Annotated in this window: 19 protein-coding genes and 1 riboswitch; of the genes, 12 read left to right on the top strand and 7 right to left on the bottom strand. The window is 44.0% G+C overall.

The window, feature by feature from the left end; all coding sequences use genetic code 11:
• Positions 1–6 precede the first annotated feature (6 nt).
• On the top strand, positions 7–1509 hold the full coding sequence (gene lysS, locus IEY09_RS17090) for a lysine--tRNA ligase (protein WP_037414843.1): 1503 nt from the start codon (positions 7–9) through the stop codon (positions 1507–1509).
• Between the two features lie 427 nt (positions 1510–1936).
• Here the strand turns inward: lysS and IEY09_RS17095 are convergent, their stop codons facing one another.
• From IEY09_RS17095 to IEY09_RS17105, 3 genes are all read right to left on the bottom strand, one after another.
• Positions 1937–2248, bottom strand: a complete 312-nt coding sequence (locus IEY09_RS17095) for a hypothetical protein (RefSeq protein WP_172587386.1) — start codon at positions 2246–2248, stop codon at positions 1937–1939.
• A gap of 21 nt (positions 2249–2269) precedes the next feature.
• Positions 2270–2710, bottom strand: coding sequence for a DUF2846 domain-containing protein (locus IEY09_RS17100; protein ID WP_172587458.1), 441 nt, complete (start codon positions 2708–2710; stop codon positions 2270–2272).
• A 446-nt stretch (positions 2711–3156) separates the two neighbouring features.
• Positions 3157–3660 carry a lactoylglutathione lyase family protein gene (locus IEY09_RS17105; protein WP_037414837.1) on the bottom strand — a complete coding sequence of 168 codons (504 nt, stop codon included), beginning with the start codon at positions 3658–3660 and terminating at the stop codon, positions 3157–3159.
• A gap of 170 nt (positions 3661–3830) precedes the next feature.
• Here IEY09_RS17105 and IEY09_RS17110 point away from each other — a divergent pair, with 170 nt between their 5' ends.
• The 3 genes from IEY09_RS17110 to IEY09_RS17120 all read left to right on the top strand — a co-directional run bounded on the left by IEY09_RS17110 (position 3831) and on the right by IEY09_RS17120 (position 8048).
• A complete protein-coding gene (locus IEY09_RS17110) occupies positions 3831–4760 on the top strand; it encodes a LysR family transcriptional regulator (RefSeq protein ID WP_051714042.1) in 930 nt (309 codons plus the stop codon).
• 554 nt (positions 4761–5314) lie between these two features.
• On the top strand, positions 5315–6280 hold the full coding sequence (gene pbpG / locus IEY09_RS17115; RefSeq protein WP_037414829.1) for a D-alanyl-D-alanine endopeptidase: 966 nt from the start codon (positions 5315–5317) through the stop codon (positions 6278–6280).
• Positions 6281–6491: 211 nt separating this feature from the next.
• Entirely contained in the window at positions 6492–8048 is a 1557-nt protein-coding gene (locus IEY09_RS17120; protein ID WP_188872007.1) for a rhomboid family intramembrane serine protease, read from the top strand.
• Positions 8049–8110: 62 nt separating this feature from the next.
• On the opposite strand, the gene IEY09_RS17125 is transcribed toward IEY09_RS17120, so the two are convergent.
• The 4 genes from IEY09_RS17125 to IEY09_RS17140 all read right to left on the bottom strand — a co-directional run bounded on the left by IEY09_RS17125 (position 8111) and on the right by IEY09_RS17140 (position 15878).
• A complete protein-coding gene (locus tag IEY09_RS17125) occupies positions 8111–9208 on the bottom strand; it encodes a calcium:cation antiporter (protein WP_047538288.1) in 1098 nt (365 codons plus the stop codon).
• 212 nt (positions 9209–9420) lie between these two features.
• A complete protein-coding gene (locus IEY09_RS17130) occupies positions 9421–11733 on the bottom strand; it encodes a toxin-antitoxin system YwqK family antitoxin (RefSeq protein ID WP_188872008.1) in 2313 nt (770 codons plus the stop codon).
• A 128-nt stretch (positions 11734–11861) separates the two neighbouring features.
• Positions 11862–13595, bottom strand: a complete 1734-nt coding sequence (locus IEY09_RS17135) for a toxin-antitoxin system YwqK family antitoxin (protein ID WP_188872010.1) — start codon at positions 13593–13595, stop codon at positions 11862–11864.
• A gap of 9 nt (positions 13596–13604) precedes the next feature.
• On the bottom strand, positions 13605–15878 hold the full coding sequence (locus tag IEY09_RS17140; RefSeq protein WP_188872012.1) for a hypothetical protein: 2274 nt from the start codon (positions 15876–15878) through the stop codon (positions 13605–13607).
• Between the two features lie 282 nt (positions 15879–16160).
• Between IEY09_RS17140 and IEY09_RS17145 the strand changes: the two genes are divergently transcribed.
• From IEY09_RS17145 to IEY09_RS17180, 8 genes are all read left to right on the top strand, one after another.
• Positions 16161–17123, top strand: a complete 963-nt coding sequence (locus IEY09_RS17145) for a dienelactone hydrolase family protein (protein WP_099456915.1) — start codon at positions 16161–16163, stop codon at positions 17121–17123.
• 140 nt (positions 17124–17263) lie between these two features.
• Positions 17264–17435: riboswitch (Lysine riboswitch) on the top strand.
• 83 nt (positions 17436–17518) lie between these two features.
• Positions 17519–19099, top strand: a complete 1581-nt coding sequence (locus tag IEY09_RS17150) for a Na+/H+ antiporter NhaC family protein (RefSeq protein ID WP_099456914.1) — start codon at positions 17519–17521, stop codon at positions 19097–19099.
• Positions 19100–19656: 557 nt separating this feature from the next.
• Positions 19657–21492, top strand: a complete 1836-nt coding sequence (locus IEY09_RS17155) for a putative Ig domain-containing protein (RefSeq protein ID WP_069453408.1) — start codon at positions 19657–19659, stop codon at positions 21490–21492.
• A gap of 356 nt (positions 21493–21848) precedes the next feature.
• Positions 21849–22271 (top strand): hypothetical protein, encoded by a 423-nt coding sequence (locus IEY09_RS17160; RefSeq protein ID WP_069453407.1) that lies wholly within the window; start codon positions 21849–21851, stop codon positions 22269–22271.
• A 476-nt stretch (positions 22272–22747) separates the two neighbouring features.
• Positions 22748–24115 (top strand): hypothetical protein, encoded by a 1368-nt coding sequence (locus IEY09_RS17165; RefSeq protein WP_069453406.1) that lies wholly within the window; start codon positions 22748–22750, stop codon positions 24113–24115.
• 251 nt (positions 24116–24366) lie between these two features.
• Positions 24367–24666 carry a hypothetical protein gene (locus IEY09_RS17170; RefSeq protein WP_229778005.1) on the top strand — a complete coding sequence of 100 codons (300 nt, stop codon included), beginning with the start codon at positions 24367–24369 and terminating at the stop codon, positions 24664–24666.
• Between the two features lie 56 nt (positions 24667–24722).
• Positions 24723–25133, top strand: coding sequence for a hypothetical protein (locus tag IEY09_RS17175; RefSeq protein ID WP_188872016.1), 411 nt, complete (start codon positions 24723–24725; stop codon positions 25131–25133).
• Between the two features lie 190 nt (positions 25134–25323).
• Positions 25324–26230: IS630 family transposase (locus IEY09_RS17180; protein ID WP_188872018.1), on the top strand; the 907-nt coding region annotated here is incomplete at its 3' end.

Here is a 26230-nt window from a genome sequence, read left to right on the forward strand (position 1 = left end):
AATAAGATGACTGAACAAGTACAAGATGAAAACAAACTGATTGCCGAGCGTCGTGCCAAGCTAGACAGCATTCGCCCGAACTGCAGCGCGAATGCTCACCCTAATACGTTCCGTCGCACCCATAAAGCGGCTGAGTTGCAGGAAAAATACGGTCAAAACACTAAGGAAGAACTCGAAGCCTTAGGTTTTAGAACCAGCATCGCTGGCCGTATCATGGCAAAACGTGGCCCATTCCTAGTGATCCAAGACGTGTCTGGTCGCATCCAAGCTTATGCTGAAAAGGGCGTTCAAGCGGATCTGAAGGATAAATACCAAGGTTTGGATATCGGTGACATCATCGGCGTAACTGGTCAGTTGCACTTGTCTGGTAAAGGCGATCTGTACGTGAACATGGAAGAGTACCAACTGCTGACTAAAGCACTGCGTCCTCTGCCAGAAAAATTCCACGGCTTAACTGACCAAGAAACCCGTTACCGCCAACGTTATGTGGACTTAATCGTTAACGAAGAATCTCGTCAAGCCTTCGTAATGCGTTCAAAAGTGGTTGCAGCTATCCGTAACTTCATGATCAAAAAAGAGTTCATGGAAGTTGAAACCCCAATGATGCACGTGATCCCAGGCGGCGCTTCTGCCCGTCCATTTATCACGCACCATAATGCGCTGGACATGCCAATGTACCTGCGTATCGCGCCAGAGTTATACCTCAAGCGTTTAGTGGTAGGTGGTTTTGAGCGTGTGTTCGAAATCAACCGTAACTTCCGTAACGAAGGTCTGTCGCCACGCCATAACCCAGAATTCACTATGATGGAATTCTATATGGCCTATGCTGACTACAAAGATCTGATGGACTTAACCGAAGAACTGTTAAGCTCTATCGCGATTGAACTGTTAGGCAGCGCGCAAATGCCATACGGCGAGCACACTGTTGATTTCGGTGGCCCATATGCCCGTTTAAGCATGTTAGAAGCGATTCAGAAGTACAATCCTGACAACGCGACTATCCAAGCCATGACCTATGAGCAAGTGAAAGATCTTGAATTCATGCGTGAACTGGCTATTAGCTTAGGCATCAAGATCGAGAAGTTCTGGACCTGTGGTCAGCTATTAGAAGAAATCTTCGGTGAAACCGCTGAATGGCAGCTAATGCAACCGACCTTCATCACTGGCTACCCAGCGGACATTTCGCCACTGGCACGTCGTAACGATGACAATCACTTCATTACCGACCGTTTTGAATTCTTCATCGGTGGCCGTGAAGTGGCTAACGGTTTCAGCGAGTTAAACGATGCTGAAGATCAAGACAGCCGCTTTAAGGCGCAGGTTGACGCCAAAGACGCGGGTGACGATGAAGCCATGTTCTACGATGCAGACTATATCACTGCGCTGGAACACGGTTTACCGCCAACAGCAGGTCAAGGTATCGGTATCGACCGTTTAGTGATGTTATTTACTAACACTCACACTATCCGTGACGTGATCCTATTCCCAGCGATGCGCCCACAAGCCTAAGTGCGGTATTGGGTTGCAGATAAAAACTGCGACCCAATTGCATTGGATAAATATAAAAAAACCAGCCTTTTGGCTGGTTTTTCTATTATATGTTCAATTACTTACAGTAGGTTGACTCGACCATGTAAGACACTGTGTGCCCAATAACATAACGCGAAGACATATATGCATTAATCTGCCTTTCACACCATTGCATAGCATCTCCTTTGCTTTCATAACCGTTTCCTGGAGCGTTCCAACATTGCTTAAGGTCATTATCTTTGTCAGCGGCAAACGTTGCTTGTGAACTTATGATCTTGCAGGAGTTGTAGGTTGACTTCGATGAACCATCAGAGTTACTTCCTCCGCAACCTGATAATGCAAATGCTGATATTAAAACAAACATTAATTTCATTTTAAAATTTGTGCTTTTCATTTATATGCATTCTCAGTTCTTAATTGTAATTGATGATTTACAGGCAACTTCGAAGTAGTCATGAAGAGTATCTTTAAATTGAATCTCAACAAAGCCATACCCAGTACAGTTAAAAATAGCCCCAGAATTATTTTCTAATGCTATTTCTTCTCCATAAATATCAATGATAATTTTTTCATTTGATAAATTTCTAAATGAAATTAGCTCACTTTCTTGCTGTGTTACTTCTATATTAAAGGGTAGGTTTTCTGGTATGCCTTCTGAAAATGCTATGTTAGACAGCATAAGACTCATGGCCAACAGAATGAAGTTAAACTTTTTCAATTCTAAATCCTTTTAAAATGACTATTTGGCAAGTTTACATTCTTGTACGTTTTTCATGCCTTCTGTATCAGATACGGCTTTTATGCCTGCGCCACCAACAAAAACACCCATCTTGATATATTGCTCGAAGAAGTAATTTTTACCCCCTTCTGTTTTCACTGTTAAATCATTTTCGCTGAACTCAGATTCGGTCGATAACTTCTGCTCACCAGGATCAACTTCTTTGTAAAAATAAACTTTGTTTGCTGACTCACCAATTAGATTGCCATTAATGTAGATATTTTTCTTCAGTGCTTGTCCTGCAAAACTATTACGGTAAATATAGATGCCACTTTTATTTTCAGCCGGTTTTTGGAAGGTTTTTAATTTAGTATCTTCCTCCTTCGATGCCATCGGCACTGAAGCACAACCTGAAAGTAATAGACAAATAGTTAACATGGGGGTAAGTATTTTTTTTAACATCATCAATCCCTTATAAATATTAATCAAAAGTACGTTGCAAACCTTCGGTATCAACTTATACCGATAGGTGTCGCACTATTTTCTGTTATCAAGGAGTGGTGTTGCGCGGGAGAAGCATAGATAAAATATCATCCTGACACAAATTTACACTATAGCGCTGACTAAAGCTTGGTCTAAAAAGGCTTTCTAATCAGCATGCTAAAGTATTCTATCCCTGATGAAGTGCAATATAACTGAAGTTGTAACAATAGGCTACAGGTTTGCAACTTAAGTCTTAAAAATATTTAAAGATGTCAAGTCTTCTGTGCTGATGATTGGTTTTACCCTGATGCTAATATTCCGAACCGTGAGACGCTGAAGCTGATCGTAGTTATTGAGTTGCCTATATCAATATCGCTATGGATAAAACCAACACGAAAAATATAGGCAGCTTATTTAGTAATGGCTTATTGATAGGCGCCGCAGGCATAATGTAGTTCATAGCTATGGCTATATATTTCGAGGATATTGCCAAAGGGATCTTCCATATAGATCATGCGGTAAGGTTTTTCGCCTGGATAATAATATCTTGGTGCCTTCATGCGTTTCTTTCCTCCAGCAGCGACAATTTTTTCCGCTAACTCTTCCAGGTTTGGATCTTGAACACAAAAATGGAATACGCCTGTTTTCCAATATTCAAAGTTGTTTTCTGGGTTTACTTGATTGGCAAATTGGAATAGCTCGACGCCAATTCTGTCGCCTGTTGATAAATGAGCAATTTTAAAAGATCCCCAATTGGGACCAAATACATCACTACACATTTCACCAATAGCCGAATTATCCTCGATAATTTCAGTGGGTGGCATGATTAAATACCAACCGAGAACCTCAGTGTAAAATTTAACGGCAGCATCGAGATCGGGAACTGAAATGCCAATATGCGAGAAAGTACGTGGATAAGGTTTGCTCATGTTAACTCCTTACTGAGAATGGAATAAGTACCAATGAAGTTGAACCATCACCGCCTCATTGGGTATAGCGTTAGTGTATGAAGTTGACTTGAATAATAAAAATTATCATTTTTTCTTATTTTGATAATTTATGGTTATTATTGGTAGGGGTAGTCGATTCGGGAATGTTTATGCTTAATCAACAATGGTTAGCCACGTTCGTCACTCTCGTTGAGGTCGGGCACTTTACTCATACGGCTAATAAACTGTTTATGACACAGCCAGGGGTTAGCCAACATATTAAAAAGCTTGAAGAACAAGTCGGTGTGCCGCTATTACTTCGAAAGGGGAAGCGGTTTGAGTTAACAGAGGCCGGAGCCATGCTTTATCAGCATGCCCGACAATATCAGCACGCCGAAACAGAACTGCTCGCTCGTATACAAACGGATAATGCCCATGCGGGTGAGTGCCGATTTGGCTGTTCTGGTGCGATTGCGAGTTTACTTTATCCTGATTTTCTTGAACGCCAAATCCAGTATCCTGAGCTTTGTGTGAAGATAGAGGCGGCGCCTAATCAGCGAATCGTATCTGGGATTTTAACTAACCAGCTCGATATGGGAATAGTGACAAAACGAGGGGAGGAGGCCGAACTCACTTATCAAGCCCTAGGTTATGCTGAGTTATCGTTGGTGCTCCCAAGCCAATATATGGCGGAGGAAATTGGGATTGAACTCCTTGAGCGTATTGGCTTTATTGATCATCCCGATGGTGATTATTACCTCCAGCAAGTATTGCGGGTCAATTTTGGGGGGGAGCCAAAGGTTGCCGCCCTTAGAGAATTGCGCAGCAAAGCGCCTGCTATAGCTTTTACTCATCACATCCGCCGCACAGGTTATGTTAACCAATTGAGCCAAATTCTGCTGCCCGTTGCGAAAGGATTGGGCTTTACTGTGCTTCCTTTAAGTACAGTTAACGCCTTTACGCCAAGGCAGAGCTTATGGACTGTTGATCTTGAACAAAAAGTGCAAGAGTCGTTGTATTTAGTACATAAGAGCACTCGGCCTTTGCCATCACGCTTTAACGCTTTTATTGAAATGGCGGCTCGTCTGATTGGCAATTAGCCTAGGGTGTTGACGTTTCGAGATTGTATTTTGTTCGTTCAGGCAAGCTCGTGCTCGCGAAACGATGTGTCGTTATTCTACTCAAATGACGCGCGGCTCTTATGACAGAAAGTAAGAACAAGGGCTTGCCAGAAGAACCCTTCGGGCAGCATTTGGTTCACCGTTTCTGCCGCGTTATCATCCGTTTATGTATCATAACGACACAGCACGGACTTTGCCTTGCATAATCGCCTGTCAAATTGCTGCAAAAATAACCCTGAAACGTCGACATGCTCTCGTAGAGATTTTTATGATGTTGGTGTTTTATACTTAAAATGTCGCTATTTATAGTGGTCCTGATTGCCAATTTATTTATTGGTGATATTTAATGCTAAGTTTGTTATTTTTACAGGTGGTAAAAACTAAAGGTTTTGTTATAAGTCGAGCATCAAAAGTGCTGATATTGCTGATAAAAGTCGTGTTCAGTTCTATTCCTTTCGGCATATACCTCTTATACTTAGCCTCAACCCTGTGCCGTAGCACATTCGACTTATTAACGACTCAGTGAATTCTACATGAAGATCCCTTCTCTGCTTGGTAGTTTTATCTTGGTATGCAGCAGTTTAACTGTTGCCGCGACAGCGCATTCAGCCGATTCGGCCTCTGTCACTACAAAAAGCACCGCCACTAAAGCAACTTCTGCTAAAAAAGCCCCTGCTAAGCAGGAGGTGGCAGCTAATAGTGCATTAGTCGTTGATCTTAAAACTAATGAAATTCTCTATTCCAGTAATCCCGATGCCGTAAGGCCCATTGCCTCCGTGACTAAGCTAATGACCGCGATGGTAACCCTAGATGCTAAGTTACCTATGGATGAAAAGCTTACTATCAATATCAATGATACTAAGGAAATGCGCGGCGTATATTCGCGGGTGCGTATTGGCAGTGAAATTAGCCGTAAAGAAATGTTATTGCTGACATTAATGTCATCTGAAAACCGTGCCGCCGCAAGTCTTGCCCACCATTATCCCGGTGGCCATAAAGCTTTTATTAAAGCGATGAATGCTAAGGCGAAAGCCCTAGGGATGAAAAACACTCGCTATGTAGAGCCTACTGGATTGTCAGAGAAGAACGTCTCGAGCGCGCGGGATTTGGTGGTGTTACTAAAGGCTAGCGAAGGCTATCCCATGTTAGGCCAGTTAAGCTCGACCGAAAAGAAAACCGTAACCTTTGGCAAACCAAAGTACAGCCTCGATTTTAGAAATACCAATCGCTTGGTTTATAAAGATAACTGGAATATCCACCTCACTAAAACGGGCTTTACCAATGAAGCAGGGCACTGCTTAGTGATGCGTACCGAAATGGCCAAACGCCAAGTGGCCTTTGTTGTGCTCGATGCCTATGGTAAGTATACCCATATGGCCGATGCTAACCGTTTACGTACTTGGTTAGAAACAGGCAAAGTCACTCCGATCCCCGCGGATGCTAAGCAATATAAGAAGCAGCGCAATCAGCAGCAATTTGCTAAGGTCAGCGAGACCTAAGGCAGGCGTTTCCTGCTTATCCATGTCCCGTCACAGGATAGGTTGACCGTTTTTAGGCCAGAATCGTTCTGGCCTTTTTATTGTCATTTTTCTAGCACTTGTGTTGTAGATGATTGATAGGCTTAACTAAAAGTCAATTAATCACCCCGTAGAGGGTGCGTTGTGTGGCGATACACCGTATTATTGGCAGGTTTTTTCTCTCAAGGATGATATGCGTGTGGCGTTAGTCTTAAAAAAACTCCAGTTGATCTATGTGCCCTTTATACTGCTCTGCCTGATATTTGTCTCAGGCTACAGCTTGCTCCATTGGCTGTTGATTATCGAGTTCCAACTGCTGAGCATTGACGAATCGATTATCAATTTTTGGCTGCCGCTGATATTGCCTTGGCCCTTGCTGTTTTTCTACTTAAGACCTCGGCTTAAGTTATTCCGCTTTACCAAGAGTAATAGCCGTTTTATCTATTTTGTGATTGCCGTGCTGTTGCTAGCCGTGCCCACTATCGTGGCGCAGGAATACCTTAATAGCGCAACGGGCAAGTTGACTCAACTCGAGTCCATCAATGCACTATTGCACCAGCCGCAAACCAAGTATTACCAATTAAATCAGTTTTATATCGATAAAAAACATATCGGCGTACAGCGCAATATTGAGCCGATTGGCAAGGGTAATAGTGAGTTGCGTATGAGCCTGTATATTGCGATGCCGATTTTTGCTAAACGTAACGAGAGTTGGTTGGTCGGTGCTAAAGCCTTGGCATGGTATGGCAAAGTTTATGAGAAAACGATCAGTAATAGACTCGAACCTCAGCAGAAAGAAGCGCTATTTCAAGAGTTTATTCATCAGAGCCAGCAGGATTTTAATGCCTTTAAGCCTGAAGACTTTGTCTATCTTGACCGTATCGGCCCGTCGACCCGCTACACTCAGCTACTGACCGCTGCTCAAAAAAGCTCAGTGTATTTCGATGGTTATCAAACTGTCTTGATGCCAGTGAATAAGCCCTTCGAGGCGCGTAATGGCCATAAATTAGCGTGGATTATCGCCTGGTTAAGCTTTGCTGCCATTGTGTGGTTACTGATGAGCTTGATGCTAAAACTGGACGAGACACAGGCATCTCAGGCTTTGGTGGCGCAGCTAAGCATAGAAAAACCTAAGGCAGAGCTTTATGGCTTTTTGGCTGAATTTAAACCTCGGCAGGGTTTTGTTATCACGCCAATCTTGCTTTATATCAATAGCTTGATATTTATGTTGATGGCCTTTGCCAGCCAGCACTTTATCGCCTTTCCAAACAGTCTGTTGCTCGATTGGGGCGCAAACCTTCGCCAGTTGGTTTTGGATCAACAAGTTTGGCGGTTGATCAGCAATGTGTTTTTACATGGCGGCTTGATGCATTTGGTTTTTAACTTATACGGACTGTTTTTTGCGGGGATGTTTTTGGAGCCACTGCTGGGTAAATGGCGTTTACTCGGGGTCTATTTATGTTGTGGTTTAGTGGCGAGCATTGCCAGTATTAGCTGGTATGAGGCGATGATCAGTATCGGTGCCTCGGGCGCCATTATGGGATTATTTGGGGTGTTGATCATGTGGATTTGGTTGGGCTTATTGCCCTTGGCGGACAATATGCCACTCGCCCTGAATCTGACCCTATTTGTTACTGCAAGTCTTGTGATGGGGCTCTTTGGCGGCGTGGATAATGCCGCGCATCTTGGCGGTTTGGGCTGTGGATTATTGCTTGGGAGCCTGCTACGGCCAAATAAGATGCAACCGTAGGCCAATAAAAAGCCGAGGTAAATCCTCGGCTAATGGGTTTTACTATTAAATGTAAGCGCTATTTAGGCGTGCTCAAACATCAGGAAAAGGTACACAATAAACAGCACTATATGGGTCGCACCATGGAGAGCATTGGTTCTACCGCTGCTAAAACTGACTTTGCAGACCATTAAACTGGTGGCTAAAAGCACCATATCCGCCGCAGAAAGGCCTAAGTGTACCTCTTGATTTATCACACTTCCGACAATCAATACTGAGGGCACGGTGAGAGCTATGGTGGCGAGCACTGAACCAAAATAGAGGTTCATCGCCCGTTGCAGTTGATTATTGAGTGCAGCCTTAAAGCCACCTACGGCCTCTGGAGATAAGATCAAACAGGCGACAATAAAGCCGCCCAGTGCTGGCGGCGCCCCGAGAGAGGCCACGCTGTAATTAATGGGCATAGCAAGGGTTTTGGCGAGCAGAATCACCACCAGCAAATAACCAATCAACAGCATAGTGTGGTAGATATTACTGCGCAGTATGCCGTGATGCTCTTCGTGGTCCTCGTGGTCGGCATCGACAAAGAAGTGGCTATGGCTCTTAGTTTGGATCACCAAAAAGATGCCATAGAGCAAAATCGAGATGATGATGAGCATCCAAGACATGGGCTTGGACATGCTGCCAATGGTGCCGCCCTCGGTAAAGTTAGGTAGCACTAAACAGAGCAGGGCGAGGGGAATAATCGCCACTAAATAGGATTTCACCCCATCTAAATTAAAGTGCTGAGTATGATAGCGCCAGCCACCAAGTAGCAGAGTGATACCAACTAAGCCATTGGTAATAATCATGACTACGGCAAACATGGTATCCCTTGCCATCACTGGATTTGGCTCGCCCGTTAACATCACCGAAGAAATCATCACCACTTCGAGCGAAATTACCGACAGGGTTAAAATCAAGGTACCGTAAGGGTCGCCGAGCTTGATGGCAAGCGCATCCGAGTGACGCACCACGGAGAAAATCGCCCAAGTTACCACTCCGAGTAGGGCGAGTGAAACGGGAATATAGGTTGAGAGAGCCGTGCCATCGGCGAGCAAACTATCACCGCCAGTCTTGAAGAATACTAATGTGAGTATTCCGAGTAGCAGGGCAAATTCGTCTTTGATAAATGTCTTCATAGGCAGTTGATCCAAAGCGGAAAAATGCCGTTAGTATAGACATTGGTTATGGCACACTTTGCATGAATATTCTTTTAGATTTGGGGTTAGGCATAAAATTTTGAGCGAGATCGCTTTTTTATTCAAAACCCCAGTTATCGATTAATACCTTTTGCTTAGCCGATGTTGCGAGTCACAAACTAGGCAAACTGCATGCAATCTAACGCAATTTCTTAGCCATGGTGCTCGGTATTGATCAACTTGCCGAGCTGATCGTAATGATTCCAATCCCCCGCTTGGCGATCGGCGATATAACTGCCTTCACTGCGTTTTTCGCCATTGGGCCAAAACTGTTGCCATAAACCTTCCCGGCGATCCTTAAGATAAGTGCCTTGCTCGGCGAGTTTGCCATTGACGTGATAATAGCTAGCTTCGCCTTCCTTCTGACCCTTTAGCCAAGTTTCACTCAGTTTAGGGTTACCATTTTGATGGTATTCCCTGCGCTCGCCGTCGAGTTCGCCTTTTGTGTATTGGGCTTCGAGTTTGAGCTGGCCATTGCTGTAATACTCTTTGCTGCTGCCATGCTGCTGATTATCTAAAAATTCGCTGCTGGCGGCTAAAATGCCATCCTCATACCAGCTTTCCCATAATCCTGTTTGCAGGCCTTTATCCATAGTGCCGCTAAGTTTAAGCTGGCCATTATTGGGATAATATTCGGCATAGGAGCCCGTTTTATCATTGTTATCATAGGTTTCTAAGCGATAAACCACTTGTTTAAAGCTGTAGTACTCGCTAGTGCCGTGGCGTTTATTATCTTTCCAGTAGGTTTTTTGGCTGATATTGCCCTCGGGGATTGCGCCGTAGGTTGGATCTTTGGCTTCATAGCGGTAATCAATCCAGAGGCCGGTTTTTTGATTATCCTCATATTGGCCAGTGACGCGGCGGCGACCTTGGTAATATTCGGCGTAATCGCCATTGAGTTTGCTGTTAACAAAGGTTTGTTCTTTTTGCTTAAGGCCAGAAGCATATTGGACCCAAAGGCCTTCTTTTAAGCCTGCTTTATATTCGCCTTCTTCATTAAGGTCGCCATTGTAGTACCAGCGACTAAAGTGGCCGTCGAGGGGATAACTATTACTGTTATCCGCTTTGCTGCGGGCATAGTGAGCAAGTTCTTTCGGTTTGCCATTATCATAAAAAGACTCGTATTTACCGACCCAAGCGCCCTCGATACGCTCGCCGCGCTCATTGGCAGTGCCATCTTCGTAAAAGGATTCAGAGCGGCCGGTGAGTTTGCCATCCACATAAACATCTAAGCTGCGGAGCTGGCCATTGGTGTGGTAACGGCGAAATTCTCCGTCACGTTGACCTAGCTTCCATACCTCTGCGGTTTGCAGTTTACCGCCGTTATAGCGCTCAAATAATCCATCCTTTAAGCCCATGTTGTAGCTGCTTTTTTCGATAAGATTACCGTCCGCATCGTAACGCTCAGAAGGGCCGTGCAACGGATATTGACCATTATCAGCCAGTTGCGAGTCCTGGTAGGTGCGCAGTTCTTTAAGTTGGCCATTAGGGTGAAAGTACTTTTGCACGCCTGCGAGCATATCCTGCTTGTAGTTCAAATCGCTGGTCAGTACGCCCTCAAGGCTAAAGTACTGCTGGCGTCCCTCTAGCACATCGTTGAGGTATTGCTCTTCGACTTGGAGTTTGCCCAGTTCATTAAATTGCTGGCACTTACCGTGGCGCAGCCCCGCTTGATAGTGGCACAGGCTCGCCAGTTCACCACTGGGGTAGAAGGTGCGTTCTTCACCCTCAAGTTTATCAAGATTAAATTGGCTGGCACTGGCTTTGGTGCCGTCATCGTAAAAGGTTTCCCATAATCCTTGGCGACGACCATCAGCATCAAAACGGCCGCTTACGACCACTTGGCCTACAGAGTTTTGTTCAAGATAGGGGCCGGTGAGTTGGTTATTGGCGTAGGTTTGGCTTTGGGAGAGGGTGCCGTTTTCATAAAAGCTTTCCCATTTGCCGTGGCGAAGGTTATCGAGGTAGCTTTCTTGCGCCTGCAATTTACCGCTGGGGAAGAAGCGCTTAACTTGGGATTTTTGGCCATTTTGATAGACAGTGCTTTGGTTAACATGGCCAGTGGCGTTAAATTCTTTCCATTCGCCAATGGGGACACCCTTGGCAAATTGCTGCTCCTCGGTCATGGCGCCTTCTAAATCGAACAGTCGCCAGGTGCCATCTTGGTAGCCCTGTTGGTAATTACCTTCAACAATTCTGCTGTTATTAGTATGAAATACTTGCCATTTCCCATTAGGTATTCCCTGAGAAAATTGCCCTAAGGTATAGCCTTGGTTATCGCGAACGATGGCAATATCGCCATTTAACGGCATACCAGTGGCGAGATTGTAATAGCTGGGAATACCGTCCTGCTGGCGAATTTCGACCATCATGGAAGATAGATTTTGCGCTGCCAGAGCATGGACACTGACTAGGCTGGCTGCGGCAGTCGAGAGGCTGATAAAGCGAAATGTCGTATAGAACATGCTGATTCCTTGCTCTGGGTCTTAAGGCCAAGGTATGTGCGGCCTATGTAATTACTCTGTTGAATTTATGTCTTTGGCGCAGGACATAATGCAGTGCCCTGCGCCAAGGTTTACGTTAATTGATTAAGCTAAAACGTTGAGAAAACAGGGTCAGGAGCAATTACCGGCGGCGGTGTTTCCTGATTCAAAAACTGCCCATGATTGTAGCGATTAATCACTTCTATCCAGCCATGCTCCTCAAACTCGTATTGCTTACCATCAAGCCTGCCCTGCTCGTCATAATTGGCGATTTGGAGCACATAATCTTCAGATGAGCGCAGTTCCCAATGGCCGACTTGTTTACCTTGATCAAAGCGACCATACCAATAACGTCTTTCAGGGTTGGGTATTGGGCGGAAACCGTACTCACCATCGGTAAATATCCAATCGCCATCCTGTTGACCATTGCGGTATACGCCTTTTTCATACAATTGACCATTGTTGGCGTAACGTTGCACTAAGCCGTCGGGGTTGCCATGGTTAAAATTTATTAATTCAAGCAGTTGCCCTGAACTTGTCTCATTACGAAACTCGCCATGGAGTTCACCATTGTCATCATAGCTAAAGGTGAGGCTGGCATCTTCTTGCTGCTTCTTCCATTTGCCCGAGGGCTTGTCATTGGTATATTGACCCTGTTCAGCCACCCAACGCTTACCCGTTTCATGGTCGAATTTCACCATTTCATAGGGGCCTTCACGCTTGCCTGCGTTAAAATGCTCGCGGGTGATAATGTCTGTGCCACTTCGGCTCTTGACGGATTCAACATACAAGCCAGTCAATTTTTTATCGAGTTCCTCGCGACGATTCACTAATTCGCCTTGCTCGTAGTCTTCGCTAAGTGACCAGTTTTTGAGTAGATCGTTTTCTGCGCTCTCAATCAGTTGGCCTTTACTAAAGCGCTGCTGTTTACGATAAACCCAACGATTACCTTGGTATTTGCTGTCGGTGGTTTTTTTAATTTGCCCTTGTTCATCGTATTCAATGGCTTGGAGCGCATCACCTTTATCGTTAGTCAGTTCCTTTAATTGGATCTGACCATTCTCATAGTAAGTTAGTTGCTCACCAACCTTATAATCAGCTTGATATTGGTAATGGTGTTTGACGTTGCCATTGTCAAAATATTCAAAATAGTCACCGTGCCTTTTGTCTTTAACATACTCTTGGGTCGAGATGACTTGCCCATTTAGGCCCCAAGTAGTCTCAGTACCTTGCAATAGACCATCAACGCGATGTTCTTCACGGTTAAGTTTGCCAAGATTAAAATATTGACTCACGCAGGTTGGGTCATTGCAGATCTTGGCGGTGACTTCACCTTCTGGGCCAAAATGTTCGCTGATGCCGACTTCTTGGCCATCTTTAAAGGTGGTTTTGTAGCGGATATTGCCACCATTCCAATAACCCGTTTCGAGGCCTTGTTTCACACCATTTTCATAGTGCGATTCAACATACAGTTGGCCGGTGGCAATGTATTTTTTAAGCAAGCCATGAAGTTGGCCTTGCTCGTTACGAAAGCCTTGCTCGTATGGTTTGCCATCCTCAAAGTAACATTGATATGCACCGCGAAATTGTTCGCTGGTGAGTTTTTTACCTATGTTGTTATCGGCGAGGGCACTGGCGCAAAAAAGCATATCTTTGTTTTTGTAATAAACCTCAGCCTTATAATGGCCGTCGATCACTTCGGTCGATTGTTTTAGATAGTACTGAGCCTGTTTTTCATCTTTGACAACCTTCCAATGGGCATCGAGTAACACCTTTTGTGCACTGGCATGGGTACTGATAAGTACGAGTGCTCCTAGGAGCAGTTTTACAGTAAATGGACGCATAACCGCTCCTTAAGGCAAAGGTTTAAAGGTGAATTCATAGGGGATATCGCTGGGTTCTTTGGCGATCGTCATATAACTCACCTTGGCGGCGGGGCCTGCAATACTCAAATAGCGCCCATCGACTAGCACCTCGTTAATCGGCTGCTGAGTATTTTCGGGGAGTCGAATGGTTAACAGATTGCCTTGGGCATCTTCGACCTTAAAGTAATTGTTAAGATTGCTACTCGGCTCATTGCCATATCCCGTTTGCGTCAGCCAAGATTGTAAATCGATTAACCAAGGGCGGTCTGTCGCGGCCAGTTCTAAAGGCTGCCAACTGATATCACCTTGGCAACGGATCTTACCCTTGATCTGTTTATCGTAGAAAAACTGCCGCACATGATCCGGAGTCATCAACATATAGGCACTGCCGCTTAGGGCATTGGGAACAAACTGCCAAGTGACGGGATTTTTACCCTCATTAAAACCCTGTTCTATTTCAGGTTTACAGGCGGTCGCCAAAGCCGCTGACATGGGAATATACAGATTATGGCCATTGTCAGACACCAGTTTTATCCCTTGGATTGTATTGACCTCATTTTTAGCGCTATCTAGCGTCGGATTGGTGAAGCTACCTAGGCTGGCGTTACCAAACTCGGTGGGAGGATTCGCCAGATTTTTGTTGTACTCGGTAAATTGTACAAAGCGAATCGTCTTGGTTTGAGTCAACTCCGGCTGGGGTTGTTTCTCGATTAACACCACGGTTTTGGGGATCTCATCGAGCTTGAGTAACAGTGCGTTGCTGGTGAGGTGATGGCTCTCATCGGCCCCAATTAATTGCTCTAGCAGCTCCTTTTCCGTCGCCGTTAACCAGGAGGGATAATTACCTTCGCGACGGGCCTCTGCGATCATGCCTTTAAACTGTTGGAAAGGCAGATTAATACTCTGATCATCACTCTGCTTTGATATGACTTTAAACAGTTTCGCCTCGGCATCGAGCACCTGGATTGTTAGGCTGGCATCGCCAAAGGTGTAAGGTGTTGCCAGCAATTCATCCCACGACTTTTCGACGATCTTATTCGTCTGTGGGATAAGCGTTAGCTTGGCATTAATATGGTCTATCTGCTTGAGTTTATTCGCGGTGTTATCCCACCCCGTCGCAATAATATCGGTTGCAGATTCAATCGAGGGATTATAATTCCTCGCCCAACCTTTACCGTGCTGCCAGAAGTGAATGTCAATCGGTTTACCGTTAGCATCAAAGGCGCTTAAGTCCTCATAACGTACATCGGCTTCCACATATTGCGGGCTCATATTGTGGACAAAGCGCAATTGCAGATCTTCAGGGGTATCAGTACCCCAAGGGCCAACATTATCTAAAATACCTTGTTGGTCTGGTAATAAGGATTTTATAAATGCCTCATTATTGGGGCGATACTCCTGCGGAACCTCGCTAATGCGGTATAGCTCCTTTTGCCGATCATCCCTATCGCGCTCAGCATCAAATCTATCATCGGCATGCCAAAGCGTGCTCATGATATACGGCCTATCCTTAGGCGCCATCACGGTACGGTGGGTGAAAGTGCTGCCTTGGCGCTCTTCCCGTTGAAAAAACGCCATGCTCTCTAACCAACCGGTTTTGCGGTTAACTTCGAACTTGCCATAGGCCTTATACTTGCCTTTTTCACCTTGTAACACGGCGATCAACTTATCTTCACTGACCTGCTCAACCGTCCAAGTTAAGCGCCCATCCATCGGGGCGCTTGTGCTATAACCGACGCGAGGCTCAAGCGCCACAGGCAAGGTTGGGGCTTGTTTAAACAAGTTATTAAGATTTTGCCAGCGCTCAAATAACTCCTTGATATCTTTTTGATCCATCTTGGCAATGGGTGTCAGTTGGCGGACTTCACCATTGTTAAATTCCACATTAAAGCCATCTTTAACCAACTGAGCGAGTTCATTGGATTTGGCTTTTGGGTCGATATTACTCACCGGGATCGGCATGCCATAATCGCTAATTTGCAGCAGATTAGGTTGGATAAAAAAGCGGGCATTATGGGTTAGTGGCGTGGTTAAACTGGCCACCTTACCTTCTGTATCTTGTAACTGGTAATCCAGCAGCAATCGTGCCTGCAACACTTTACGGGTTTCGAAACCATCGTTGAGGTGTGAAGTAGAAATAATCTGATACTCGCGCGAAGCGGGTATACTTGCTGACTTATCAGAAACCTGATTATCGCAAGCCGTTAACCCAAGCGTGAGCGTGACAGTGGTACAAAGTACCCTGCATATCCCTATTGCCATTTGAACTCCATTGGTAACTTATGTTATTGAAATGTAATGATATTAATATGTTGTTTGGCGACATTATACACAAAAATGCCCCTAGGGAATAAAAAGCTCACGCCAATTCGGGTGCATGATCAACAATAAATTGGCTATTGATGAGTGGAGAATTATTAAATCGGCGGCATAAAGCTAATTGCCCTGACAAGCTCTCATCCTTTACTCTTGGTAAGGCCGCTAGATAACTCACAAGCTAGGGAATATAAACCAGTGGTTAGCTTGTTTAATGGAGAAAGAACGATGAGCCCAGATCATAAGCCAGAACTAACCACACCACCTTTCCCTGTCATTCCTCAGGAAGCCTTTGACTGGTATGACGAATATGCCCACGGCGTAATCGATCGTCGTGAGTTTATGGCGCGCCTCGCAGGTTTAGTGGCACTGGGTTTTACCATGACCACACTGACGGGCGCACTGATGCCTAATTACGCCTTAGCCGAGCAAGTGTCCTTTAACGATCCCACAATCCAAGCCAGTTATGTGAAGTTTCCGTCCCCCGAAGGCTATGGCGAAGGGCGGGGTTATTTAGTTTTGCCAAGCGCGTTGCTGATCCCAGGCCAAAAGGCGGGCGATCCTAAGACCTTAGATCTCAGTAAAAAAGCCCCTGTGGTATTGGTGGTACACGAAAACCGTGGCCTTAATCCCTATATCGAAGATGTGGCTCGCCGCTTAGCGGCCAAGGGCTATATCGCCTTTGCCCCCGATGCGCTTTATAGCCTTGGTGGTTATCCCGGTAATGATGATGCGGGCCGCGCCATGCAAGCGAGCCTCGATAGGGCCAAAATCGAGCAGGATTTTATCGCCGCCGCGCGCTTTTTAAAGTCGCACCCGCAGAGTAATGGCAAACTCGGCGCCGTCGGTTTCTGCTTTGGTGGCTATATCGTCAATATGCTTGCCGCAACCATGCCGGACGAGCTTGCTGCAGGCGTGCCTTTTTATGGCACCCCAGCGGCCACTGAGCTGCGCAGCCGAGTTAAAGGCCCTCTGATGTTGCAATTTGCCGCATTAGATCAACGGATTAACGATACATGGGCCGAGTATGAAGCCCAGCTAAAGGCCAATAAAGCCGATTACGTCGCTTATCTTTACCCGAATGTGAATCATGGTTTCCACAATGATTCCACCGCCCGTTATGATGAGCCAACGGCTGAGCTTGCATGGGCAAGAACCTTGGATTTCTTTGGCAAACATTTACTCGTATAAGCCCATTTGGCGCCATTGCGACGGTTGAAAAGCAGATGTTTCTTCCGTTGCCAACTTGTAGGTGATTCGTTGTTTTATGCGCGAATGGGATCAAAATACTTGCTATCAGTTCCCATCTCGCTAGAATGCCCGCTCGAATACCTTTAAGTAGAGGCGCGCTGCCTATGACTACTTGTGCGGAGGGTGATGCCGCAGATGTACAAGGAAAGGAGTCAGCGCCGAAGTAGCCAGGTCATCAAACCGAGCTGCTGGTTTTGCATCAAATAGGTGCAAGACTGCCATAGTCATCCACTATGGAGCGCTACCTGAAGGGGCTGAGGAGTAATACCTCCCTATAGGTTTTGTTTCTTTATCCTCTCGGTAGATCTCCACCCGTTTTTTGGTGAAAAGAGATCATGGACATTAGTCATTTTGCTGACTCAGGTTGGTCAGTACTTCCCCCTTTGTTAGCCGTCGCCTTGGCGATCATCACTCGTCGCGTACTGTTATCCCTTGGCGTAGGGATTGTGGCCGGCAGTTTGTTACTCAATCAGTTTTCTCCCCTTGATTCATTGCACTATATGTTCAATACCGTGCTGAAGATTTTTTGGGTCGATGGCGCACTTAATCGCGACAATATCAATATGTTGCTGTTTATGTTATTGCTTGGCGGACTCATTAGTCTGATGACGGTTTCTGGCGCCACCCGCGCCTTTGCCGAGTGGGCAGCTAAGCGCGCGAAGACCCGTCGCGGCGCAAAAGGCTTAACAGGCGTGATGGTGTTTGCGTTTTTTATTGACGACTTTTTTCATAGTTTGTCGGTTGGCGCCATTTGCCGTCCGGTGACAGATCGCTTTCAAATCTCCCGCGCCAAACTGGCTTATCTTTTAGATTCCACCGCTGCGCCCGTGTGCGTACTGATGCCCATCTCCTCTTGGGGCGCTTATATTATCGCACTTATCGGTGGCATTATGGCCGCCCACGGCATTAGCGATCAAAGCCCTATCTCAGCCTTTGTTGAGATGATCCCGATGAATCTGTATGCCGTGTTTACCCTGTTGATGGTGCTGGTGGTGATTATCTTTCAAATGGATATCGGCCCGATGCGTAAACATGAAGCATGGGCGCTGGAGGGAAAGCTTTGGGATCCGTCTAAGCCTCGTCCAATCGGCTTAGATATGGAAAGCCCTGAAGAAAGTAACGGTGGCATGATCGATATGGTATTGCCGATCCTAACCCTCACCGGCGCGACCGTGTATTTTATGATCTCCTCTGGTGCGGCAGTGTTGGATGAAAAAGGGCTGCCATTTAGCGTACTTGGCTCCTTTGAAAACACCAATGTGGGCTCCTCGCTAGTGTATGGCGCACTGTGCAGCTTGGCGGTGTCAATTGTGCTTGCGCTGCGGTTAAATTTAGGCGCTAAAAACTGGCTTAAAGCCGCCCCGCAAGGCGTGATGGCCATGTTACCCGCCATTAATATTTTGCTGTTTGCCTGGGCGATTGGTGCGGTTGTTCGCGATGTTGAGACAGGCAAATATCTGGCCTCCCTCGCCAACGGTAACTTGCCAATTGAAGTGTTGCCTGCGGTGGTGTTTGTGTTGTCCTGCGCCATGGCATTTGCCACCGGAACCAGTTGGGGCACCTTTGGTATTATGTTGCCACTGGCTGGCGACATGGCCGCAGCCAGCGATATCGCGTTAATGCTGCCAATGCTTGCCGCAGTGCTTGCAGGTTCAGTGTTTGGTGATCATAGCTCGCCGATTTCCAGCACCAGTATTTTGTCGGCCACGGGGGCAGGTTGCCACCATATTGACCATGTGATGACCCAGCTACCCTATGCCTTAGCCATCGCCTTTGGCGCCACTTTAGGCTATTTGGCCATGGGGATTATGCATTCAACCTTAGCTGGATTCGCCGTAAGCGCCCTGTGGTTTGTGCTCTTCACTGCTTATCATCTGCGTAAAACGAAAAATCAGCCTTTGTTAGCTACGGCATAAAGCTCTTTTACACGCTATCAACCAGGGGCCCACGGGCCCCTTGGTTTTTTGTGGGCTTGAGTAAACCTGCATCCGTTCAAATAAACTTAAGTCATCACTTAACTATCTAATTTGTAATGTGAAAGTGGTAGACAGATGTTCAGCACAACGTTATCTTAGGTTTTTAACAAGGATGAAACTTAATCGTGACCTCGATTCAGTTCACTTGCATCAGGAAGATGTGTCTTTATTTCGCAAGAACACCTCCTGAACAATATGCGATAAGACTCTAGGTGCTAGATTCTAGATTCTATAAAAGCATTACAGCAGTGGAATCCCTTGGCTAATGGGTGTTGGCCAAGTGCGGTAGCCATGGCAGAGCTTTTTTGTCGAACGACAAAGTTGAAACGTTTTGATGGTGCTGGTTTGTATGTCAACACTGAATGTGGGTTAATTTTTGACGTTAGTATTGGTTTTAAGGATCTAATGATTGTCGATTTTATCCGTTGGAATTGATGATTTTTACGTGAGTATGTTGATTAACTAATAATTATACTGATGTTGGGTGAGGTGTCTGTATGTATAGAAGTATATTAGTGATTTTATCTTTTTTTTCAGTATCAGCTATAGCGGTTGAAAGCCCTTATTCAATTGATAAGACGTATGAAAATAACCTGCCTAAATCATCCTTAAAGGTGGCTTTCTCTGAGGCTAAAAAAGAAATATTAATATCTGGTACTGCTGGTGATGAATTTTCTGCTGATAAAAGAATTTATTTATGGAAGTATAATGTTGATAATAATGGAGTGGATTATATTAGCTCCGCCAGTTTTGGTATAGCATCAGATCTCGTTGGTTATATTAATGTGGAACCTATAGGTGAATATAATAAAAACTATTACGCCTTATCTGAGTCAAATTATGACGGAGCTAGAAAATTAGTTAGATTTACTCTTGAAGGTAATGAGTTATCATTGTCTCAAGAAGTAGAATTTTCATCTAGTTCAGATCAGTACGGTTCATATGTAGAACAGGTTGAATTTGTAAATAAAGATACCATTATTGCTTTACACCCTAATTATGATGATACTCATACAGGAAAAACCAGTTACGATTATAGTGTTTGTAAGTTAAGTGTAAATGGTGTGATAGATTCTTGCGAACGTAAAAAAATCTTAGCTGATAAATCGCTCATATCAAATAGTACCTACAAGTTATATCGATTAGAGGGTCGTGATGAAGTCATCTTCTCTCCAGAAAGGGTGGGGATTAATGAAACGAAGGTAGAGCCTAAGTTATATGTTTTGAAATGGCAGTCTGATATTAATGACTTTGTAGTTTTTCAAGAAATAGTTATCCCAGAAAGAGTTGATTCATCTAGATTTAGTGGTGTTGAAGCTATATATACAATTAATGATGGGAAAGAACTTATTGTGGGTAGTGATATGTTGTTGAATTATAAATACTCATCAGAAGATAATAAGTTTTTTCTATCTAAAATGAAGAATAGTGTTAGTTATCCCAAAGAAGCTATTTATTTAAAGAGTGAAAATTATTTTATTGAACGCTCTGGAAGACATTCTTATGTGTTTGATGATGAAGAAAAGTATTTTTATAAGTCTTCCCAGGTGTATGCTATTGCAGATGGTTGGTTTCAGCTCACTAACGACAAGAAAGGTTTTTTCGTTAACTTAATGTCACCTAATATTACAACGTTTACCCTCTCTAACCCTAATCCTCTTATATATAAAGGTGGTTTACCTAAAGGCTCTGTTCCAGCTGTTCAAGATGTTCCTTTGGCGATAAATATTAAGAAGCATTTTCTAAATGGAAACAACCTTGTGGTTACCGGTTTTCAAACTGAATATATACATGAAAGATTGATTTGGGATGGTGAATATATTCGTGGAACTTTTACTAATGAAGATATGTTTGCCTCAAAAAATTTAATTGATCCAACTCCAGCCAGTCCCATTCAAGTGAGAGTGAATATTCCTCCATTATCTACAGAGATCTTTTATATTACACCGACTAACGTTAACGATGCTCCTATGTTAACTGCGGAGATTGGTATTGAGTATCTTGAAAAGGATCAAGAGTATTATGGTATGCTTTCAGAAATTGTTGCTGATCCTGATCGTGAGGCTGTGACTTATACATATAAGAATGTACCGAGTGGATTAATAGCTAGTGAGGATGGAATATTCCACGGTGCAGTTAAGACTAAAGGTCAATACTTGATGACGGTCACCGCAACTGATCCGTTGGGCGCACAATTGACGTTTGATGTGACATTTATCGTTAATGATACTGGTGAACCTGAAAAATCATCCGAAGGCGGTGGTGGGACTATGGATTTCACATTGTTGATGCTATTGATTACGTTGTTTTTTAGGCGTTTAAAGCATAATTAAATACTTAACAATTGAAGTTAATGCTTTGTGACTTGATGAATTATGGGGTGATTACGACCTAGCGGCCGAGATGTATCAAGGTCGTGGGGTTTCATCCCATACCCAATAATATTGCTGGTTCACTTTGTGTTACTAACTAGCAATTGCATCGCTGCAAAGTAACTGTATCACTCATTGCCTGCCGCAGGCCTTTGCACTGTTACACCAGTGACACGCCGTGCATACGTCCCTGTAGGCTCTACTAAAACATCCATGTTTTAGAAGGTCACTGGTGCAACAATGCCAGTTCGGGCGTAACCCGTAGTATTGATGTTTTCTGATGAAAAAAGCTGTTCAGAATAGAAATGGATTTTGGAATGAAACCAGTTTTACAAATTACCTTAGGGATCTTGCTAGCGGGTTTGGTTACTTTGTTAGTGCGAATTGGCTATTTGAGTTATATCGAATACCGCCTGACGCAAGGGCTTAATGAGTATGCTATGCAACAAAAGCAAACCGAACTTGCTCGCCAACAAGCCGTAAAAGAACGCAAGATTATTGAATATCAACAGCAACAAATTGCAATGCAACAGGCTGCGGAACAACAACGTATAGCTCAGCAAAACGAAGCCGCACGTATACGTAAAGCCGAAGCATGGCGCAAATACTATATCGTCCCCGAAGACTGCAAAAACTATAAGTCAGATGAACATATGGTTAACTGCCTAAACCATAAAGCCGATGCCAAAGCAGAATTTGATAGGGCGTATGACTCTGGTGAATTGGTACTCCCGAAATAAAGTAGTCGATATTTCTACCATAAATCAAAGTCGTGGGTATTTAACCCCTGATTTTTAAACAAGAGTCGACCAAGAGGGGATCAACAGCAATTCCCTCTTGCCTCTTTGCAGCGGAGTTGAAAGCCCCTTGTGCTCATTGGCAAATTTGCTATCGCTTCCGAAGGATGCGTCCCTGCACCTGCGAAAGCTAGCTCGCCATCCGTGGCGAGACTCACGCAATTTGTCTATTCGCCCTGCGGCAACTCCGAGGGGATGGTGTACACCTGCGGCTCAGGTGTTATTGGTCGATTGTTAAGGCATAAAAAGTGCCTGTCCGATCTTTTTTGATTTATCTTGTTTCTGCCGCAAAGCGGCTTCGTTCAACATTGAGCTTAACTGTCGCTCACTTTGTTCGCTGGACTCACAAAAGCTACGCTTTTGCTCGCCAGTTAGTTTAATTGTTAGGTGTTTGAGCACTAATCCAGATTGAGAGCATTATGGAAGAAAAGAAAATTAGTGATGTCGTTTTTGACTTTATTGAAAACATGGATGCTTTAAACGAAAGTGCGCCACTAGTCTTATCAACAGTGGCAACTGTTGCATCTAAATTGACAAAAGCTCATGGTGATTACCTAGAAAAATATGGTGAAATAACAGAGCAAGATGATGAAAAGAAAATCTACTCTGTTCCCGTTGAACGCCAAGGCAGAGTTAGAAGATTAAGAGAGCAGTCAAACAGCTTAAGAACATCTATACAGTTAATCCCACGAAATTTTTTAGTCTCATATGTGAGTGAGTTTGATTGTTTCCTTGGTTCATTGTTAAGGGTGTTATACACAAACAAACCTGAGTTACTTAATGACAGTTCTCGTCAAATTACTTATGTAGATTTACTATCTTTTGAATCTTTGGATGATGCAAAAGAGCAAGTGCTAGAAAAGGAAATCGAGTCAATATTAAGAAAAAGCCACTCTGAACACTTCTCTATACTTGAAAGTAAATTCGATATTAAACTAAGAAAAGACTTGGATGTCTGGAGTGAGTTTATTGAGATAACTGAGCGTAGAAATCTATTTGTTCATGCAAATGGTATCGTATCTAGCCAATATATAAAAGTTTGTAAGCAGCATGGTTGTGATATAAAAGATATTTCAGTTGGTGATCGCTTGACGGTTAATGGTGAATATCTTTCACGGGCTTATAAAGTCATTTACGAGATATCGGTAAAATTAGCTCATGTACTCTGGCGTAAATTATTCCCTGTAGATCGTGAAAATGCTGATAATAGCTTAAATGAGGTTGGCTACAATTTAGTTTCAAAAGGAAAAAATTCGCTCGCAGCAGATCTTTTAGAGTTTGCTATTTCTTTACCTAAGCACCATAACGAAACCATTAAAAGAATGATGGCTATTAACTTAGCTCAAGCTTACTTAAGGTCTGATCAAAAAGATAAATCACAAGCTGTGTTAAAGCGGTTTGATTGGAGCGCAACTGGTTACGAGTTTAAGTTGGCTGTGGCTGTGCTAAATCAAGATAATGATTGTGCTGCAAAATTATTAAAAACTGTTGTCGGTGCAGGCGATTTATCAGAACAAGAAATAATTGAGTGGCCTTTATTCAAGGAATTCAGAAAAACAGAACCATTCTTTGAAGCGTTTAAAGAACTATTTGACAAAGATTATGCTCAACAAGAAGAACTTGTGAAAGAAGAGTTCAATAACCATATGGACAGTGTATTTTCTTCTAAAGCAGAGAAAGAATCAGATGACTCTGCGAGTAATATCGAGGAGGAAAATATCGAAAGTATTGAGTCCGCAGCCGATGAAATAGAGCGAGAGCTAGATGATAAAAACGCCAAGGTTTAATGAGCTATATATGGACTCTCCCGATGAGTCAAGGTAATACTCGCTCATCGAAGGCTTTTTGAGTTAAAGATTAAAAGGAAAATAAAATGGATACCCATTGTTAATGGCGCGGTCGTAAGATTATGATTTTTATTGGGTTAAGCATTAAACAAGGTGGTTTAATCCTTAGTCCTAAAGAAAATCAGTTAAGCTTTAGATAATTAAAAATGATTCGATATCTATTATTCATATTGTTTGCTCTTGTGACATGTGTGGGCAATGCGCTGGCTGGCGAATATCAGCTGGATTGGCCTGTCTCAAGCGAGGAACTGACTTATCATTCCTGCGGTTGTGCTGATTCCTGCTGGGTTGCCGAGGTTCGCCAAGCTAAAGCGGAAAAGCCGCTCATCGCTAAACTGAGATGCGACTGCGAAAAACTCTATTTTACTGATAAAAATGGCGTAGAACGGGTTGTTGCTGAAAACTGTGATGACTTAAACACCGACAATAAAATGGATTTGATCCCAGAGCGAATCAAACAACTTCAGTCACATTTTAATCCCCCTCGTTAACTCTATTTATCCTTGTGTGAAATGGAATTCCACGATTTTTATCTTAAGGAAATTGTATGAATAAAATTAGTATATTGGGTATGAGCGTTGTATTGGCTTTATCTGTTGCTATCGGTCTTGCCGTTGATTTTAGGCTTGAATTTTGGTATGAATCGATTTTCACATGGATGAATGTGTTTAGCTTTAAATTGCTCATATTATTACTTAGTATGATCCTAGTGTATGCAGCTACTGCTATCTCGTTTAATTTTAAACTGCTATCTTTTTTTGCAGGTAAAGAATATCCAGCAAACTATTTCGCATGGTCTAAGTTTCGAAATTTAGGAGTGTTCTTTTTATTTGGCTTGTGGATTATTGGGAGTTTGAAATTCTTCACCATCGTAATAGTTAATTTTGCATTGGTTGAATTAATACACTTATATTTAGTTTATAGAAGTATCAATAATAAGATCGAGTCTACTATATAAATTGGTAAATAACTTTTGGGTTTAATGAGCCACCCATTGTTAAATTCTAAAATTGGTAGTAAAGATTACTCGGTTTGCTTTGCATGGCTAAATAGCTGTTCCAAATAGTAGATCAAAGGAAGGGAACTCAGTCCTGTTTGAGCGATCTGATCTATCGCCAAACAAACCCACCACTCGCCGAGGACTGAGAATGGCCATCTTACCACCACTTTGTCGCGCAGAGCGCAAACAACTACAGAAATTGATCCATAAAACCAAGGATAAACACTTCGCTCGACGTCTTATCGTTATGCTGATGCTGCATCAAGGGCTGTCGATTACTGACGTTCATCATGCTACTGGTGCAGCACGCTCCAGTATTGGTCGTTGGTTAGGCTGGTATACCGAAAGCGGCGTTGATGGGCTTAAATCTCTGCCGCTGGGACGGCCGGCAAGCTTGCCCATAGACCCCATATTGCTCTGTCTATCTTTGCTTATTCAGCTATGCCCACAGGACTTTGGTTACCAACGTAGCCGCTGGAGCAGTGAACTGCTTGCCATGGTGATTAATGCACAGCTTAAGCTCAGCATCGCTGCATCCACCGTCCGCCGATTACTACCCAAAGCAGGAATGGTCTGGCGCCGCTCGGCTCCGAGATTGCGTATCAAAGACCCACACAAAGAGGAGAAAATGGCCGCTATAAATCAGGCACTTGAGCAGTGTTGCGTCGAGCATCCGGTTTTCTATGAAGATGAAGTAGACATCGACTTGAACCCAAAAATCGGGGCAGATTGGATGCCAAAAGGACAGCAAAAACGCGTTGTCACCCCAGGCAGCAACCGTAAGCATTACATAGCTGGAGCCCTGCATGCCAGCACCGGGAAAGTGCTTTGTGTAAGCCGCGATAGCAAAGCGTCAGAGCTGTTTATTGCCATGTTGGAGAAGCTTAAGCGACATTACCGCAAAGCCAAAACCATCACGCTCATCCTTGACAATTACATTATTCATAAGAGCCGTAAGACCGTAGCTTGGCTCAAGCATAATCCCAAATTCAGATTACTATTTCAGCCGGTATACTCGCCGTGGGTCAACAAGATAGAACGCTTATGGCTCGCAC

Origin of the sequence: Shewanella xiamenensis, from assembly GCF_014647135.1 — a bacterium.
Taxonomy (GTDB): domain Bacteria; phylum Pseudomonadota; class Gammaproteobacteria; order Enterobacterales; family Shewanellaceae; genus Shewanella; species Shewanella xiamenensis.

What these genes read in the sequence shown, in the direction of transcription:
- lysS (WP_037414843.1), top strand. Translation starts at nt 7, where the DNA reads ATGACTGAACAAGTACAAGATGAAAACAAACTGATTGCCGAGCGTCGT.
- IEY09_RS17145 (WP_099456915.1), top strand. Translation starts at nt 16,161, where the DNA reads ATGAGCCCAGATCATAAGCCAGAACTAACCACACCACCTTTCCCTGTC.
- IEY09_RS17100 (WP_172587458.1), bottom strand. Translation starts at nt 2,710, where the DNA reads ATGTTAAAAAAAATACTTACCCCCATGTTAACTATTTGTCTATTACTT.
- IEY09_RS17175 (WP_188872016.1), top strand. Translation starts at nt 24,723, where the DNA reads ATGAATAAAATTAGTATATTGGGTATGAGCGTTGTATTGGCTTTATCT.
- IEY09_RS17130 (WP_188872008.1), bottom strand. Translation starts at nt 11,733, where the DNA reads ATGTTCTATACGACATTTCGCTTTATCAGCCTCTCGACTGCCGCAGCC.
- IEY09_RS17155 (WP_069453408.1), top strand. Translation starts at nt 19,657, where the DNA reads ATGTATAGAAGTATATTAGTGATTTTATCTTTTTTTTCAGTATCAGCT.
- IEY09_RS17135 (WP_188872010.1), bottom strand. Translation starts at nt 13,595, where the DNA reads ATGCGTCCATTTACTGTAAAACTGCTCCTAGGAGCACTCGTACTTATC.
- pbpG (WP_037414829.1), top strand. Translation starts at nt 5,315, where the DNA reads ATGAAGATCCCTTCTCTGCTTGGTAGTTTTATCTTGGTATGCAGCAGT.
- IEY09_RS17165 (WP_069453406.1), top strand. Translation starts at nt 22,748, where the DNA reads ATGGAAGAAAAGAAAATTAGTGATGTCGTTTTTGACTTTATTGAAAAC.
- IEY09_RS17125 (WP_047538288.1), bottom strand. Translation starts at nt 9,208, where the DNA reads ATGAAGACATTTATCAAAGACGAATTTGCCCTGCTACTCGGAATACTC.
- IEY09_RS17140 (WP_188872012.1), bottom strand. Translation starts at nt 15,878, where the DNA reads ATGGCAATAGGGATATGCAGGGTACTTTGTACCACTGTCACGCTCACG.
- IEY09_RS17160 (WP_069453407.1), top strand. Translation starts at nt 21,849, where the DNA reads ATGAAACCAGTTTTACAAATTACCTTAGGGATCTTGCTAGCGGGTTTG.
- IEY09_RS17120 (WP_188872007.1), top strand. Translation starts at nt 6,492, where the DNA reads ATGCGTGTGGCGTTAGTCTTAAAAAAACTCCAGTTGATCTATGTGCCC.
- IEY09_RS17110 (WP_051714042.1), top strand. Translation starts at nt 3,831, where the DNA reads ATGCTTAATCAACAATGGTTAGCCACGTTCGTCACTCTCGTTGAGGTC.
- IEY09_RS17150 (WP_099456914.1), top strand. Translation starts at nt 17,519, where the DNA reads ATGGACATTAGTCATTTTGCTGACTCAGGTTGGTCAGTACTTCCCCCT.
- IEY09_RS17105 (WP_037414837.1), bottom strand. Translation starts at nt 3,660, where the DNA reads ATGAGCAAACCTTATCCACGTACTTTCTCGCATATTGGCATTTCAGTT.